General features: G+C 68.7%; 12 protein-coding genes, 1 tRNA gene and 3 pseudogenes. 6 read left to right on the forward strand and 10 right to left on the reverse strand.

Features of this window, described 5'->3' with window-relative positions:
* Positions 1 to 110: 110 nt before the first annotated feature.
* The 3 genes from E2651_RS33230 to E2651_RS33240 all read right to left on the reverse strand — a co-directional run bounded on the left by E2651_RS33230 (position 111) and on the right by E2651_RS33240 (position 1,736).
* Complete coding sequence (locus E2651_RS33230) at positions 111 to 977, reverse strand: NUDIX hydrolase (RefSeq protein ID WP_135334971.1); 867 nt, start codon at positions 975 to 977, stop codon at positions 111 to 113.
* Between the two features lie 130 nt (positions 978 to 1,107).
* Positions 1,108 to 1,578 (reverse strand): RidA family protein, encoded by a 471-nt coding sequence (locus E2651_RS33235; protein WP_135334972.1) that lies wholly within the window; start codon positions 1,576 to 1,578, stop codon positions 1,108 to 1,110.
* Positions 1,575 to 1,736: a DUF4177 domain-containing protein gene (locus E2651_RS33240; protein ID WP_003975360.1), complete on the reverse strand. Its 162-nt coding sequence runs from the start codon at positions 1,734 to 1,736 to the stop codon at positions 1,575 to 1,577. Before E2651_RS33240 ends, E2651_RS33235 begins: the two co-directional genes overlap by 4 nt.
* An 82-nt stretch (positions 1,737 to 1,818) precedes the next feature.
* Between E2651_RS33240 and E2651_RS33245 the strand changes: the two genes are divergently transcribed.
* Positions 1,819 to 2,799, forward strand: coding sequence for an ArsA-related P-loop ATPase (locus tag E2651_RS33245; RefSeq protein ID WP_135334973.1), 981 nt, complete (start codon positions 1,819 to 1,821; stop codon positions 2,797 to 2,799).
* Positions 2,796 to 4,208, forward strand: coding sequence for an ArsA family ATPase (locus E2651_RS33250; RefSeq protein WP_135334974.1), 1,413 nt, complete (start codon positions 2,796 to 2,798; stop codon positions 4,206 to 4,208). Before E2651_RS33245 ends, E2651_RS33250 begins: the two co-directional genes overlap by 4 nt.
* Before the next feature lie 30 nt (positions 4,209 to 4,238).
* Here E2651_RS33250 and E2651_RS33255 read toward each other — a convergent pair whose 3' ends face one another.
* On the reverse strand, positions 4,239 to 4,583 hold the full coding sequence (locus tag E2651_RS33255) for a WhiB family transcriptional regulator (RefSeq protein WP_167828965.1): 345 nt from the start codon (positions 4,581 to 4,583) through the stop codon (positions 4,239 to 4,241).
* Between the two features lie 414 nt (positions 4,584 to 4,997).
* Between E2651_RS33255 and E2651_RS33265 the strand changes: the two genes are divergently transcribed.
* Positions 4,998 to 7,256, forward strand: a complete 2,259-nt coding sequence (locus E2651_RS33265) for a transglycosylase domain-containing protein (RefSeq protein ID WP_135334975.1) — start codon at positions 4,998 to 5,000, stop codon at positions 7,254 to 7,256.
* Positions 7,257 to 7,392: 136 nt separating this feature from the next.
* Here the strand turns inward: E2651_RS33265 and E2651_RS33270 are convergent, their stop codons facing one another.
* The 3 genes and pseudogenes from E2651_RS33270 to E2651_RS33285 all read right to left on the reverse strand — a co-directional run.
* Positions 7,393 to 7,857, reverse strand: a complete 465-nt coding sequence (locus E2651_RS33270; RefSeq protein ID WP_135334976.1) for a GatB/YqeY domain-containing protein — start codon at positions 7,855 to 7,857, stop codon at positions 7,393 to 7,395.
* Between the two features lie 151 nt (positions 7,858 to 8,008).
* Positions 8,009 to 8,872 (reverse strand): type I methionyl aminopeptidase, encoded by an 864-nt coding sequence (map, locus tag E2651_RS33280; protein ID WP_245239384.1) that lies wholly within the window; start codon positions 8,870 to 8,872, stop codon positions 8,009 to 8,011.
* Positions 8,873 to 8,964: 92 nt separating this feature from the next.
* Positions 8,965 to 9,753 (reverse strand): annotated as a pseudogene (locus E2651_RS33285) (sigma factor); the annotation flags it as partial.
* Between the two features lie 125 nt (positions 9,754 to 9,878).
* Here E2651_RS33285 and E2651_RS33290 point away from each other — a divergent pair.
* Positions 9,879 to 10,805: a metallophosphoesterase gene (locus E2651_RS33290; RefSeq protein ID WP_135334978.1), complete on the forward strand. Its 927-nt coding sequence runs from the start codon at positions 9,879 to 9,881 to the stop codon at positions 10,803 to 10,805.
* 133 nt (positions 10,806 to 10,938) lie between these two features.
* Positions 10,939 to 11,012 (forward strand) — tRNA-Pro (locus E2651_RS33295).
* A 79-nt stretch (positions 11,013 to 11,091) separates the two neighbouring features.
* Here E2651_RS33295 and E2651_RS33300 read toward each other — a convergent pair.
* Positions 11,092 to 12,162 carry a site-specific integrase gene (locus E2651_RS33300; RefSeq protein WP_245239385.1) on the reverse strand — a complete coding sequence of 357 codons (1,071 nt, stop codon included), beginning with the start codon at positions 12,160 to 12,162 and terminating at the stop codon, positions 11,092 to 11,094.
* Between E2651_RS33300 and E2651_RS45620 the strand changes: the two are divergent.
* Positions 12,127 to 12,365 (forward strand): annotated as a pseudogene (locus E2651_RS45620) (serine hydrolase); the annotation flags it as partial. The gene E2651_RS33300 and the pseudogene E2651_RS45620 sit on opposite strands and share 36 nt — an antisense overlap.
* A 34-nt stretch (positions 12,366 to 12,399) precedes the next feature.
* Here the strand turns inward: E2651_RS45620 and E2651_RS45625 are convergent.
* Both E2651_RS45625 and E2651_RS33315 read right to left on the reverse strand, forming a co-directional pair.
* Positions 12,400 to 12,552 (reverse strand): annotated as a pseudogene (locus E2651_RS45625) (flavoprotein); the annotation flags it as partial.
* Positions 12,553 to 12,810: 258 nt separating this feature from the next.
* A partial coding sequence (locus tag E2651_RS33315; protein ID WP_209446308.1) for a lasso peptide biosynthesis protein occupies positions 12,811 to 13,228 on the reverse strand: 418 nt, incomplete at its 5' end.

Raw genomic sequence — 13,228 nt, forward strand, 5'->3', positions numbered from 1 at the left:
AGAAGACGGCATACAAGATACATGAGCGTCTCGTGGGCTCGGAGATGTTTATAAGAGACAGGGGGAAGGAGCAGGGCAACCGGGTGGGTGGGAGCGCCCCTGCACGGCCTTCACGGGGCCTCGTCCGTCGGGATGTGCTTCGTGAACTCCTCGTGGCCCGGCCAGGTCAGGGTCAACTCGCCGTTCTGCAGGCGTGCCTGGGCCAGGACCGGGGTCAGGTCGCGCTCCGGGGCGGCGGATAGGGCCTCCGCCGCGGCCCCGTAGCGGCTCAGCTGGCGCAGCGTCGCGATCGTCGGCGGCATCATCAGGAGCTCGCCCTTGTCGTACCCCTCCGTGGCCTTCCCTGGAGCGATCCACACCGTACGGTCCGCCTCCGTGGAGGCGTTGCGCGTGCGCTGCCCCTCCGGAAGCACCGCCACGAAGAAGAACGTGTCGTACCGCTTCGGCTCGAACTCCGGAGTGATCCACCGTGCCCAGGCGCCGAGCAGGTCACTACGGAGGACCAGGCCCCGGCGGTCGAGGAACTCCGCGAAGGACAGCTCGCGGGCCACCAGCGCCTCGCGGTCCGCCTCCCAGTCCTCCCCCGTGGTGTCGCCGACGACCGTCGAGGGGGTGGGACCTGCCAGCAGCACGCCCGCCTCCTCGTACGTCTCGCGTACGGCCGCGCACACGATCGCCTGGGCGCCCGGCTCGTCCACGCCGAGCCTCGCCGCCCATACGGCACGAGACGGACCCGTCCAGCGGACCAGGTGGTCGTCGTCGCGCGGGTCCACTCCGCCGCCCGGATACGCGTACGCGCCTCCGGCGAAGGCCATGGAGGCGCGTCTGCGCAGCATGTGTACGGCGGGGCCCGCCGCGGAGTCCCGGAGGAGCATGACCGTGGCGGCCCGGCGCGGAGTAGCCGGCGTCAGTTCGCCGCTGCTCAGCGCCCGGATGCGGTCGGGCCACTCCGGGGGATACCACTGCCCATTAGCCATGGGCGGAGGCTATCCCCTGGCGGGCTGATGTTCGAGAGGCAACTATCGGGTGCCAGAAAGCAGCGATCACGCCACTGCCTGCTCCACCCGCAGAGCGATCACGCCTCGGTCAGATCCACCCGCAGAGCGATCACGCCTCGGTCAGTTCCACCTGGATCTCGACCTCGACCGGCGCGTCCAGCGGCAGGACCGCCACGCCCACGGCGCTGCGGGCGTGCACGCCCTTGTCGCCGAGTACCTCGCCGAGCAGCTCGCTCGAGCCGTTGATCACGCCGGGCTGGCCCGTGAAGTCGGGGGCCGAGGCGACGAAGCCGACGACCTTCACGACGCGCGCGACCCGGTCCAGGTCACCGACGAGGGACTTCACCGCGGCGAGCGCGTTCAGGGCGCAGGTGCGGGCCAGGTCCTTGGCCTCCTCCGAGGTCACCTCGGCGCCGACCTTGCCGGTCACCGGAAGCTTGCCCTCCACCATCGGGAGCTGCCCCGAGGTGTACACGTACACACCGGACTGGACGGCCGGCTGGTAGGTCGCCAGCGGCGGCACCACCTCCGGCAGGGTCAGTCCGAGCTCGGCGAGGCGAGCATCCACGACGCCGCTCATGCCTGCTTCTCCCGCTTCAGGTAGGCCACGAGCTGCTCAGGGTTGTTCGGCCCGGGCACGACCTGGACGAGCTCCCAGCCGTCCTCGCCCCAGGTGTCCAGAATCTGCTTCGTGGCATGGACGAGCAGCGGCACGGTTGCGTATTCCCACTTGGTCATACGGCCGACTGTATCCGCTGTGAGGCGCTGCTCACGGTGGCCTCCTGCGTAGTCCGGACGGCGACTGGTTAGGCTCACAAGTGTGAGCAGGCTCCAGGTCGTCAGCGGCAAGGGTGGTACCGGCAAGACCACGGTGGCCGCCGCCCTAGCGCTCGCCCTCGCGACGGAGGGCAAGCGCACCCTCCTCGTGGAGGTCGAGGGCAGGCAGGGCATCGCGCAGCTCTTCGAGACCGAAGCGTTGCCCTATGAGGAGCGGAAGATCGCCGTCGCTCCGGGGGGCGGGGAGGTGTACGCCCTCGCCATCGACCCCGAACTGGCGCTGCTCGACTACCTCCAGATGTTCTACAAACTGGGGGGCGCCGGACGCGCGCTCAAGAAGCTCGGCGCCATCGACTTCGCCACCACCATCGCGCCGGGCCTGCGGGACGTCCTGCTGACCGGCAAGGCCTGCGAAGCCGTACGCCGCAAGGAGAAGAGCGGGCGGTTCACGTACGACTGCGTGGTGATGGACGCCCCTCCGACCGGACGCATCACGCGCTTCCTGAACGTGAACGACGAGGTGGCGGGGCTCGCCAAGATCGGCCCGATACACAATCAGGCGCAGGCCGTGATGCGGGTCCTCAAGTCCCCCGAGACCGCCGTGCACTTGGTGACCCTGCTCGAGGAAATGCCCGTCCAGGAGACCGCGGACGGGATCGCCGAGCTGCATGCGGCGCAGCTGCCCGTGGGGCGGGTCATCGTGAACATGGTGCGGCCCGCCCTGCTCGACGAGGCCTCGCTCGAACTGGGCCTTGAGCAGACCCCGCGGACCGCCATCGCCAAGTCCCTGTCGGCCGCGGGCCTCGGCGGCGCCCGGCGCGGCGGCAACGCGGAGCGGCTGGTCGACCCGCTCCTGGAGCAGGCCGCCGAGTACGCCGAGCGGTACGCCCTGGAGCGCGACCAGCGGGCCGTGCTCGGCGACCTGGACCTGCCCCGGCACGAACTCCCGCTGCTCGCAGGGGGGATGGACCTGGCGGGGCTCTACGACCTCGCGACGGAACTGCGGAAGCAAGGGATCGCATGACGACGCCCGACCCGGCACGCACCCCTGACCCGGCGCGCACCAACCCGGTGCGCCCCCTGGATCCGGCCCGCAGTCTCGACGTGGACAGGCTGCTCGACGACCCGAAGACCCGCATCATCGTGTGCTGCGGCTCCGGAGGCGTCGGCAAGACGACCACGGCGGCCGCGCTCGGCCTGCGCGCCGCCGAACGGGGCCGCAAGGTCGTCGTCCTCACCATCGACCCGGCGCGCAGGCTCGCCCAGTCCATGGGGATCGACTCGCTCGACAACGTCCCGCGCCGGGTCAAGGCCGTCGACGGGGACGGCGAGCTGCACGCCATGATGCTCGACATGAAGCGCACCTTCGACGAGATCGTCGAGGCGCACGCGGACAAGGAGCGGGCGAGCGCGATCCTCAACAACCCGTTCTACCAGTCGCTTTCGGCGGGCTTCGCGGGCACGCAGGAGTACATGGCGATGGAGAAGCTGGGGCAGCTGCGCTCCCGCGACGAGTGGGATCTGATCGTCGTCGACACACCGCCGTCGCGCTCGGCCCTCGACTTCCTCGACGCCCCCAAGCGCCTCGGTTCGTTCCTGGACGGGAAGCTGATCCGGCTGCTCATGGCCCCCGCGAAGGTGGGCGGCCGGGCCGGGATGAAGTTCCTGAACGTGGGCATGTCGATGATGACGGGGGCCCTGGGCAAGCTGCTCGGCGGTCAACTGCTGCGTGACGTGCAGACGTTCGTGGCCGCCATGGACACCATGTTCGGCGGTTTCCGCAACCGCGCGGACGCCACGTACCGGCTGCTTCAGGCGCCCGGCACGGCGTTCCTCGTGGTGGCGTCGCCGGAGCGGGACGCGCTGCGCGAGGCGGCGTACTTCGTGGAGCGCCTGGCCGCCGACGACATGCCGCTCGCCGGTCTCGTGCTGAACCGGGTGCACAGCAGCGGCGCCGCCCGGCTTTCGGCCGAGCGGGCACTTGCCGCCGCGGAAAATCTTGATGAGAGCCGCATTGTGGATCAGGGGGACGGGAAGGTTGGAGGGCGTACCTCCCAGGAGGCTCGCGCCGACTCCCCCGAGACTCCCGCGACTTCCGAAAGCCCGACTTCCGAAAGCCCTGAGAGCCCCGCACCTTCTGAACTTCATGACTCGCCTGAACTTCATGACTCGCCTGAACTTCATGACTCGCCTGAACTTCATGACTCGTCCGTCGAGCAGCTGACCGCCGGTCTGCTGCGGCTGCACGCCGAACGTATGCAGTTGCTCGCGCGCGAACAGCGCACACGCGACCGTTTCACCGCGCTCCACCCCGAGGTGGCTGTGGCCGAAGTGACCGCGCTGCCGGGCGATGTGCATGACCTGGCAGGCCTTCGGGCCATCGGGGACCGGCTCGCGGCCGGTGCTGATGGTGATCCGGCCGGAGCTGCCTGAGCGGCGGGTCTGTCCCACCGCCGCGGTGGGTTACCCCACCGCCGCGTAGCTCTCGTACGTCTCGTCGTCCTCCAAGTCCACGGGCAGCAGGCCCGCGCCGCGCTCGTACTCGGAGCGCGCGGTCTCGAGCAGCCGACGCCATGAGGTGACGGTGGGACGCCTGCGCAGCAGTGCGCGGCGCTCCCGCTCCGTCATGCCACCCCACACGCCGAACTCGACGCGGTTGTCCAGCGCGTCGGCCAGGCACTCGGTCCGCACCGGGCAGCCGGTGCACACCGCCTTGGCCCTGTTCTGCGCTGCTCCTTGAACGAACAGTTCATCTGGATCGGTAGTGCGGCAGGCCGCCTGCGCACTCCAGTCGGTTACCCAGCCCATACCGGCGCCGTCCTCTCCCGAATCGAGGCTCCCCCACGGCGGCAGCGGCATATTCACCGCCGCCAGTTGAGGACGTTACGGAAGGTGGCGACAGCGCAACACCCCCTTCGGGCCCAATCTTGAATGGCCCGAACGGACTATGCGTAAGCGGCAGATCACCCGACGGAGTGAGCTGGCGACATGCGTGAGGAACCCGACATAGGCGGGCATTTCAGTTGAGTCACAACGGGCACCGGATGGCACATGAGGCGAATTCGGACACTCCCTCAGGCTCTCCAGGAGCCGGAGGTGGCCCTTCGTCAGATTCGGGGATGACGGTGGGGTTGTTGCTGAACCGCACTGCTGTGACAGTTGAGAGCAGCTTAGGCCAAGGCATTGAGGCCTGTCCGGCGAATCAGAACGTAGGCTGCCCTCATGGGAAAGAAGCGCTCGGGCGGTGGTCTGTCACCAACTCAGCAGGCCGCGAAGTTCCTAGGTGTCAGCGTCCTCGCGGGAGCGGTGCTGGCCGGTATCGCCCTGCCCGCGGCCGGTGCGCTCGGCCTCGCGGCCAAGGGGTCGGTCGAGGGATTCGACGAGATCCCCGCCAACTTGAAGCAGCCGCCGCTGAGTCAGCGCACCACGATCCTGGACGCCAAGGGCGGCGCGATCGCCACGGTCTACTCACGTGACCGCACCGTGGTGCCGCTCAAGGAGATCTCGCCGTACATGCAGAAGGCGATCGTCGCGATCGAGGACGCCCGCTTCTACGAACACGGCGCGGTCGACGCGAAGGGCATCCTGCGCGCGCTGAACCAGAACGCACAGAGCGGTGGCGTCTCCCAGGGCGCGTCCACGCTCACCCAGCAGTACGTGAAGAACGTCTTCGTGGAGGAGGCCGGCGACGACCCGACGAAGGTCGCCGAGGCCACCCAGCAGACCCTCGGGCGCAAGATCCGCGAGTTGAAGTACGCGATCCAGATCGAGGACAAGCTCGGCAAGAAGCGCATCCTCAGCAACTACCTGAACATCACCTACTTCGGGCAGCAGGCGTACGGCGTCGAGGCCGCCTCCCAGCGGTACTTCTCCAAGCCGGCCAAGGACCTGAAGATCCAGGAAGCCGCGCTGCTCGCCGGCATCGTGCAGTCCCCCAGCCGGTACGACCCGGTCAACGACACGCAGGAAGCCACCAAGCGCCGCAACGTCGTCATCCAGCGGATGGCGGAGACGCACGACATCACGCGGGCGGAGGCCGAGGCGGCGAAGAAGAAGCCGCTCGGCCTGAACGTGAGCAAGCCGAAGAACGGCTGCATCACGGCGGTCAGCGGCGCCGGGTTCTTCTGTGACTACGTACGCGAGGTCTTCCTCTCCGATCCGGTCTTCGGCAAGACGAAGGAGGACCGGGCCAAGGTCTGGAACCAGGGCGGGCTGCAGATCAAGACGACGCTCGACCCGCAGGCGCAGCAGTCCGTGCAGGCCTCGATAAAGGATCACGTCAACCAGACCGACGACGTGGCGACGGCGGCCACCATCGTCGAGCCGGGCTCCGGCAAGATCCTGGGCATGGGCCAGTCCCGTCCGTACGGCTTCAAGAAGGACGAGACCACGATCAACCTCTCCGTAGACGACGCCATGGGCGGCGGCGCGGGCTACCAGCCGGGTTCGACTTTCAAACCCATCGTCGCGGCGGCCGGCCTGGAGGGCGGCATGCCTCCTACGAAGAGCTACGGCTCGCCGTACGAGATGCCGTATCCGAAGCGCGTCGCGGCATGCGACGGCAAGGAGTGGGTGAACTCCGGCGGCGCGAAGCTCACCAATGAGAACGAGTCCGAGGTCGGCCCCTACGCCATGAAGGAAGCGACCGCGAAGTCGGTCAACACCTACTACGTGGAGATGATCGGCGACATCGGGATCTGCCCGGTGACGAAGATGGCCAGGAAGATGGGCGTCGAGCGGGCCGACGGCAACAAGATGGTGCAGGCGCCGTCGATCGCGCTCGGCACCCAGGAGATGTCGCCCCTGACGATGGCAGGCGCGTACGCGACGTTCGCCTCGCGCGGCACGTACTGCACGCCCATCGCCATCGAGTCGATCTCCGCTCCGGGCGGCAAGTCGCTGCCGGTGCCGAAGTCCTCGTGCTCGCGCGCGATGTCGCAGAAGACCGCCGACACGATCAACACGCTCCTGAAGGGCGTGGTCGAGGACGGCACGGGCCAGCAGGCGGGCCTCGGTTCCCGCCCGAGCGCGGGCAAGACCGGTACGACCGACTACCGCTACGCCGCATGGTTCGTGGGCTACACCCCGAACATGTCGGGCGCGGTCTGGGTCGGCGACCCGCAGCACAAGCGGCAGATGGTCGACATCACCATCGGCGGAGTCCCGTACGACAAGGTCTTCGGTGGCGAGGTGCCGGGTCCGATCTGGCGCGACGCGATGAGCGGCGCGCTCGCGGGCAAGCCCGCGCCGGGCTTCAACACCATCCACATCCCGGACGGCGACAAGGGCAAGGACGAGGACAAGCCCCACGACGACAACAAGCCGGGCGGCGGCGGTGGGAACGGCGGTGGTGGCGACGGCGGCGGTGGCGGCGAGCCCTGGCCGGACATCTCACTGCCGCCGGACGTCATCGGCGGCGGTGGGAACGGCGGGAACGGGAACGGTGGGATCGGTGGGATCGGCGGCGGCTGGGGCAGGTAGTTCTCTGCCGCGACAGTCGTCTGTTGCTTCGTTCTCTGCCGCTTGTACGTGCATGAGGGCGCCCCCTGATTTCAGGGGGCGCCCTCATGCACGTACCACTACGGAGAAGCGGTGTTCAGCTACGGAGGCGCGGTGTTCAGCCCGCCAGCAGCTTCTTTACGAGGGCGGCGACGCGGCCGCCCTCGGCCAGGCCCGCGACCTTCGGGTTCACGATCTTCATGACCTGGCCCATGGCGCGCGGCCCCTCGGCGCCGGCGGCCTTGGCCTCCTCGACGGCCTGGGCGACGATCGCCTGGAGCTCGTCCTCGGAGAGCTGCTTCGGCAGGTACTCGGCGAGGATCTCGCCCTCCGCCTTCTCCTTCGCCGCCTGCTCGGCGCGACCGCCCTGGGCGAAGGCCTCGGCGGCCTCGCGGCGCTTCTTCGCCTCGCGGGTGATCACCTTCTGCACCTCGTCGTCGGAGAGTTCGCGGGCCGTCTTGCCCGAGACCTCCTCCTTCGTGATCGCCGTGAGGGTCAGTCGGAGCGTCGAGGAGCGCAGCTCGTCACGCCCCCTGATCGCGGCGGTGAGGTCTTCCTGCAGCTTCGACTTGAGCGTGGTCATACGTCCTTCATAGTGTTTTGGCATGGACCCGGTCAACGAGATATCGCAGGTCACAAGCGACTCGGCTCGGCTACGCGAGTTGGCCCGATGACGACCAGACGGACGTCGACCGACAAGAGCGTATCCGCGCACGGGCCGAACATCTCCGACCTCACGGCCGCGCTTGCTTCGGCTGCTTCGGCTGCTTCGGCTGCTTCGGCTGCTTCGGCTGCTTCGGCTGCTTCGGCTGCTTCGGCAGCTTCGGCAGCTTCGGCAGGGTGAGGATCTCGGCTCCGTCGTCGGTGATGGCGATCGTGTGCTCGCTGTGTGCCGTCCGGCAGCCTGTCGCACTGCGGAGCGTCCACCCGTCGGCATCGGTGACGAGTTGAGCGGTGTCCTGCATGACCCACGGCTCCAGGGCGAGGAGCAGCCCGGGGCGCAGTGTGTAGCCGCGGCCGGGCCGTCCGGTGTTCGCAACGTGCGGGTCCTGGTGCATCGTTGATCCGATGCCATGACCTCCGAACTCGGTGTTGATCGGGTACCCCGCCTCGCCGAGGACGGTTCCGATGGCATGGGAGATGTCGCCGATGCGAGCACCGGGCCCGGCGGCGGCGATTCCTGCGGCCAGCGCGCGTTCGGTCGCGTTGATCATCGCGACGCTCTCCGGGGGCTTCGCGTCACCCACGAGGAAGCTGATGGCGGCGTCCGCGGCGACTCCGCCTTTGGAGACGGCGAGGTCGAGCGTCAGCAGATCACCGTCGGCGAGCGTGTAGTCGTACGGCTGTCCGTGGAGCACGGCGTCGTTGACGGCCGTGCAGATGTAGTGGCCGAACGGGCCGCGTCCGAAGGACGGCGCGTAGTCGACGTAGCAGGACTGCGCTCCCGCCTCGACGATCATTTTCTCGGCCCACTGGTTGATGTCCAGAAGGTTCGTGCCGATCGTGCTGCGACTCTTCAGCGTCTGCAGGATGTCCCCGACCAGGGCGCCGGTGTCTCTTGCTCGGGCCAGCAGGGTGGGGTTGAGGATCTCGATCATGCGGCGCCCTTCTCACGTAACCAATGAACCAATAACTATACCGTTCAAACTATACCGGTATGAGAATTGGCGTCATGGTCAGATCGCACAGGTCAGGTTGCTTGGTCCACCGTCCACGGCCGGAGCTTCTCAGGGTTGCGTACGGCCCAGATGCGCGTGATCCGGTCGTCTGCGATGTCGAACGCGTACACGGTCGACGAGGCCGCGCACGAGCTGCTGGGCGCCTTCGAGCGGGCGGCGCACGGTGGTGGCGAGGCCGCCGCCGTCGCTGGTTGCCGTGACGTCCGGGTCGAGGAGGCCGATGAGAGCGTCGATGTCCTTGGCTTCCCAGGCCTGCTTGAAGTTCCTGACGATGGCGGCCTGCCGGACGGTCGGGGGCGCGGGTGTCTGCCAGGTGCGGACGCGCCGGCGGGCCGATGAGGCCAGCTCGGCGGCCGGCGTACGGCCGACGATGTCGGCGACTTCGGCGACTTCGGCGACTTCGGCGACTTCGGCGACTTCGGCGACTTCGGCGAAGGGGTAGCGGAAGACGTCGTGGAGGATGAAGGCGACGCGTTCGGCCGGGGTCGTCGATTCGAGTACGACGAGGAAGGCCATGCTGATCGACTCGTCGAGGTTGACGCGGTCGGCCGGGTCGATGGCGCCGCCCGCCCGACCGCCTGCCCACTCCGCGGGTTCGGGTACGGGCTCGGGGATCCACTCGCCGACGTACCTCTCCCGTCGGGCTCGTGCCGAGCCGAGCCGAGCAAGTTGAGACAGACGCGTCCGGCGACCTTGGTCAGCCAGGCGCCGGGCGACTCGATGGCTTGCTGCTGCTGTGGGGACAGGGCGTACCAGCGGGCGTACGTTTCCTGCACCGCGTCCTCGGCTTCGGCTTCGGCTTCGGCTTCGGCGAGGCACGTGATCCGGCACGTCCCCAAAGCCCCCATGTCACCGCCATCGTTCGACGCGGCACGGCCCGACGCCCGCTGATTTCCCGGCGCTTCGGGTCTGACACGATGGAAGTATGCGCGCGCGATACGCAGTACCCCTGGGCATCACGGCGACGGCCGCGGCCGGTCTCGCCTACTCGGTGGGCTTCGAGGCCCGTTCCTTCCGGTTGCGGCGGGTGACCGTCCCCGTACTGCCGACGGGGATGCGCCCCTTGCGGGTCCTCCAGGTGTCGGACATCCACATGGTGTCGGGCCAGCGCAAGAAGCAGCGCTGGCTGCGCTCGCTCGCCGGCCTCCGCCCCGACTTCGTGATCAACACGGGCGACAACCTGTCCGACCCCGATGGCGTCCCGGAGACCCTCGACGCGCTCGGCCCGCTGATGCGGTTCCCCGGGGCGTACGTCTTCGGCTCGAACGACTATTACGGCCCGAAGCTGCGCAACCCCGCCCGCTACCTTCTCGAGAAGGCGCAGGGCAAGCACGGCCTGAACGGCAACGCACCCGCCGTCGGCGTGATCCACAACCCGTGGGAGGACCTTCGCGACGGCTTCGACGCCTCGGGCTGGGTGAACCTGACGAACACGCGGGGCGCGCTGAAGATCGAGGGCTACGAGATCGGCCTCACCGGCCTGGACGACCCGCACATCAAACGCGACCGCTACGCGCGCGTGGCGGGCGGTCCGGACGCCGGGGCCGACTTCTCGATGGGCATCGTGCACGCCCCGTACCTGCGCACCCTGGACTCCTTCACGGCCGACGGCTACCCGCTGATCCTGGCGGGCCACACCCACGGCGGCCAGCTCTGCATCCCCTTCTACGGGGCGCTGGTCACCAACTGCGACCTGGACACGGACCGCGTGAAGGGCCTGTCGTCACACGAGGCGGAGGGCCACAGGTCATACCTCCACGTCTCGGCGGGCTGCGGCGCCAACCGCTACACCCCGATGCGCTTCGCGTGCCCTCCCGAGGCCACCCTGCTGACCCTGACGCCGAGGGCCTGAGGGCCCATCTCAGGCCCTGCGGGCCCTGTCGGCCAGGGGTGCCGAAAACCGGATTTCGTCTCCGGCCGCCGGTCCGCTAAAGTAATCGATGTCGCCACGGCCTGCAGCAATGCGGGACGGGGAGCAACGACATCGGGGTGTAGCGCAGCTTGGCAGCGCGCTTCGTTCGGGACGAAGAGGTCGTGGGTTCAAATCCCGCCACCCCGACAGCTGAAACACCAGGTCAGGCACCTACTCTTGAGAGTAGGTGCCTGACCTGTTTCTGTGTGCGTGTCTATCTGCGTGACTAGCGCTCCGGGGCCCGCTTGAAGATGCCGTCCATGACCACGGCGCCGGTCTGGATCACGGGCCGGATCTGCTTCCGATAGACCTCTTCGGTCACGGCAGTACCGGAGTGTCCGACAAGCCGGGAGATCTCCTCCAGAGGTACGCCGCTGTCGGAGGGCAGCGAGACAAAGCTGTGCCGGAGCTCGCGGGGTGTCCACTCGTCGGCATCGATTCCCTCCGCGTCCTTGAGGGCCACCCGAAAGGCACGCCGGACGTTGGTCGCGTCCAGCGGTTTGCCGACAGCCGAGGAGAAGACGAGCCCGTTCTCCTCCCAGTCGTCACCGGCGGCGAGGCGCTGCCAGCCCTGGTCCTCGAACTGCGCCCACAGCACTTCCACGCACCGCGCGGGCAGGGCGAGCGTGCGCCGGGACTTCCGCGTCTTGGTGTCCCCGCCTCGCCGCACCGACCGCCACACGGCGATGTGCGGAGGCTGGGGCGGGCTGGCGTCCGGCCTGCCGCCGAGGAACACGTGGTCCCAGGCCAGCGCGCGAAGCTCCTCGGTGCGGGCACCGGTCAGCAGGGCGACGACGATGTACGCGTACATCGAGGTCCCCTCGGCCGCCTTGAGCACGGCCTCCGCCTGGACCAAGGTGAGCGCCTTGGACGGGCGCCCCGGACGGCCGGCCGGAACGGCGCACAGCTCCACGACGTTGCGCTTCACCTTGTCCCGCGCCATGGCTCGCTTGACCGCGCGGTTGAGGCAGGAGTGCAGACCTTGCAGGGTGCGCGTACTCAGCGTTCGAGCCTTCACCGCAAGCCAGCGGTCGACGTCCTCCGCACTGAGATCACGCAGCTTGCGCGCCCCCAGGCCCGGGATCACGTGGGTCCGGCTCAGCCCAGTGACGGTCTCGATCGTGCCCTCGTCACGCCCCGCCAGCCCGTACGTGAGCCAGTCGTTCACCGCGTCCGCGACCGTGTAGTTGGTGGGCGCGATGGCAAGCCCGTCCTCGTGATCGCGCAACACCTCCTTGAGCTTGTTCTTCGCCTCTGTCTCGGCGACCTGCCACCAGTTCGCGGCCTGTTCTGGCACCCTGCTCCCGGAACGGACCCAGCGGCGGACGACATCTGGGTCCACTACGGATTCACCGGTACCGGCATGTGGATCTCCCCCGCGCGAGGCCGTTGGGCGGTCCTGCTGACCAACAAGCTCTACTACTCCCGCGACCGCGATCCCTTGACCGCTATCCCTTGACCGCTATCCGCAACGCGTTCCGAGCAGCCGCCTTCCACTGAGCGGCATGGCGGCACCGGCGGGGCTCTACCGAGGTCAGCAGCCGCCCGTGGAGGTGGACGTTCCACCGATCTGGAGGGTGGCCGGCGCAGCACAGCAGCCGCCGCCCGCTGCGTCGGCCTCCGGCTCGTCGAAGAGGCCCGCGCCACCGCACACACCGGTCTCCGGCAGGGTCAACTCGAGGGTCTGTCCAGTGACCGTACAGACCCGGCCCTTCGACGTGCGTGGTCGCAGTTCTGGTCTCAGTCGCCACGACCAGTCGGAGGCCCTCTCACCCCAGACTGCCTTGGCGCCCAGGCGCACGCTGTCGGCCATCATCGACGAGATCGAGATGCCCGCACCTGGGCATCTCGGCCTAGATGACGGGCGGGCGGGTCGGGTGGCGGGTTGGTGCTGTCCCGCACACTGCCCTGGCAGTGTGCGGGGCGACGGCAGCGCCTGCAACTGCTACGTGGGCGGGAATCGGGTGAGGTCGGCCAGGTAGGTGTGGGCGGGCAGGCTGGTGGCGATGGGCTGGTCGTCGAGTTCGATCCAGGCGTGGAGGTGTCGTCGGCCGCTGTGGTCGGGTACGGGGTCGGCGCCGAGGGCGAGTCGGGCGGGCCATCCGCCGGCGCGGAGGGCTGCGACGATGGCGGCGTTTTCCTTAAAGGGCGGGGTGTAGCCGGATGCCAGGCGGTAGGCGAGGCGCAGGGCGGTGATGGGCGGGCGGCGGTGGTTGGTGCGGCGCAGGGGGTGTTCGGTGTGGGCGATCAGCTGCTCGGTGGTGCAGGCGCGCAGGCGGACAGCCGCGGCGAGTGCTCTGATCATCTGTTCTGCTCGATTCTGCCCGGGGTGCGGGGAGGGGTTCAGCCGGTGACGGTGATGC

The organism is Streptomyces sp. MZ04, assembly GCF_004684775.1.
Lineage (GTDB): Bacteria > Actinomycetota > Actinomycetes > Streptomycetales > Streptomycetaceae > Streptomyces.

Coding starts and splice junctions, on each gene's coding strand:
- E2651_RS33230 (WP_135334971.1), bottom strand. CDS start 977: ATGGCTAATGGGCAGTGGTATCCCCCGGAGTGGCCCGACCGCATCCGG.
- E2651_RS33255 (WP_167828965.1), bottom strand. CDS start 4,583: ATGGGCTGGGTAACCGACTGGAGTGCGCAGGCGGCCTGCCGCACTACC.
- E2651_RS33265 (WP_135334975.1), top strand. CDS start 4,998: ATGGGAAAGAAGCGCTCGGGCGGTGGTCTGTCACCAACTCAGCAGGCC.
- E2651_RS33270 (WP_135334976.1), bottom strand. CDS start 7,857: ATGACCACGCTCAAGTCGAAGCTGCAGGAAGACCTCACCGCCGCGATC.
- map (WP_245239384.1), bottom strand. CDS start 8,872: ATGATCGAGATCCTCAACCCCACCCTGCTGGCCCGAGCAAGAGACACC.
- E2651_RS33250 (WP_135334974.1), top strand. CDS start 2,796: ATGACGACGCCCGACCCGGCACGCACCCCTGACCCGGCGCGCACCAAC.
- E2651_RS33290 (WP_135334978.1), top strand. CDS start 9,879: ATGCGCGCGCGATACGCAGTACCCCTGGGCATCACGGCGACGGCCGCG.
- E2651_RS33235 (WP_135334972.1), bottom strand. CDS start 1,578: ATGAGCGGCGTCGTGGATGCTCGCCTCGCCGAGCTCGGACTGACCCTG.
- E2651_RS33240 (WP_003975360.1), bottom strand. CDS start 1,736: ATGACCAAGTGGGAATACGCAACCGTGCCGCTGCTCGTCCATGCCACG.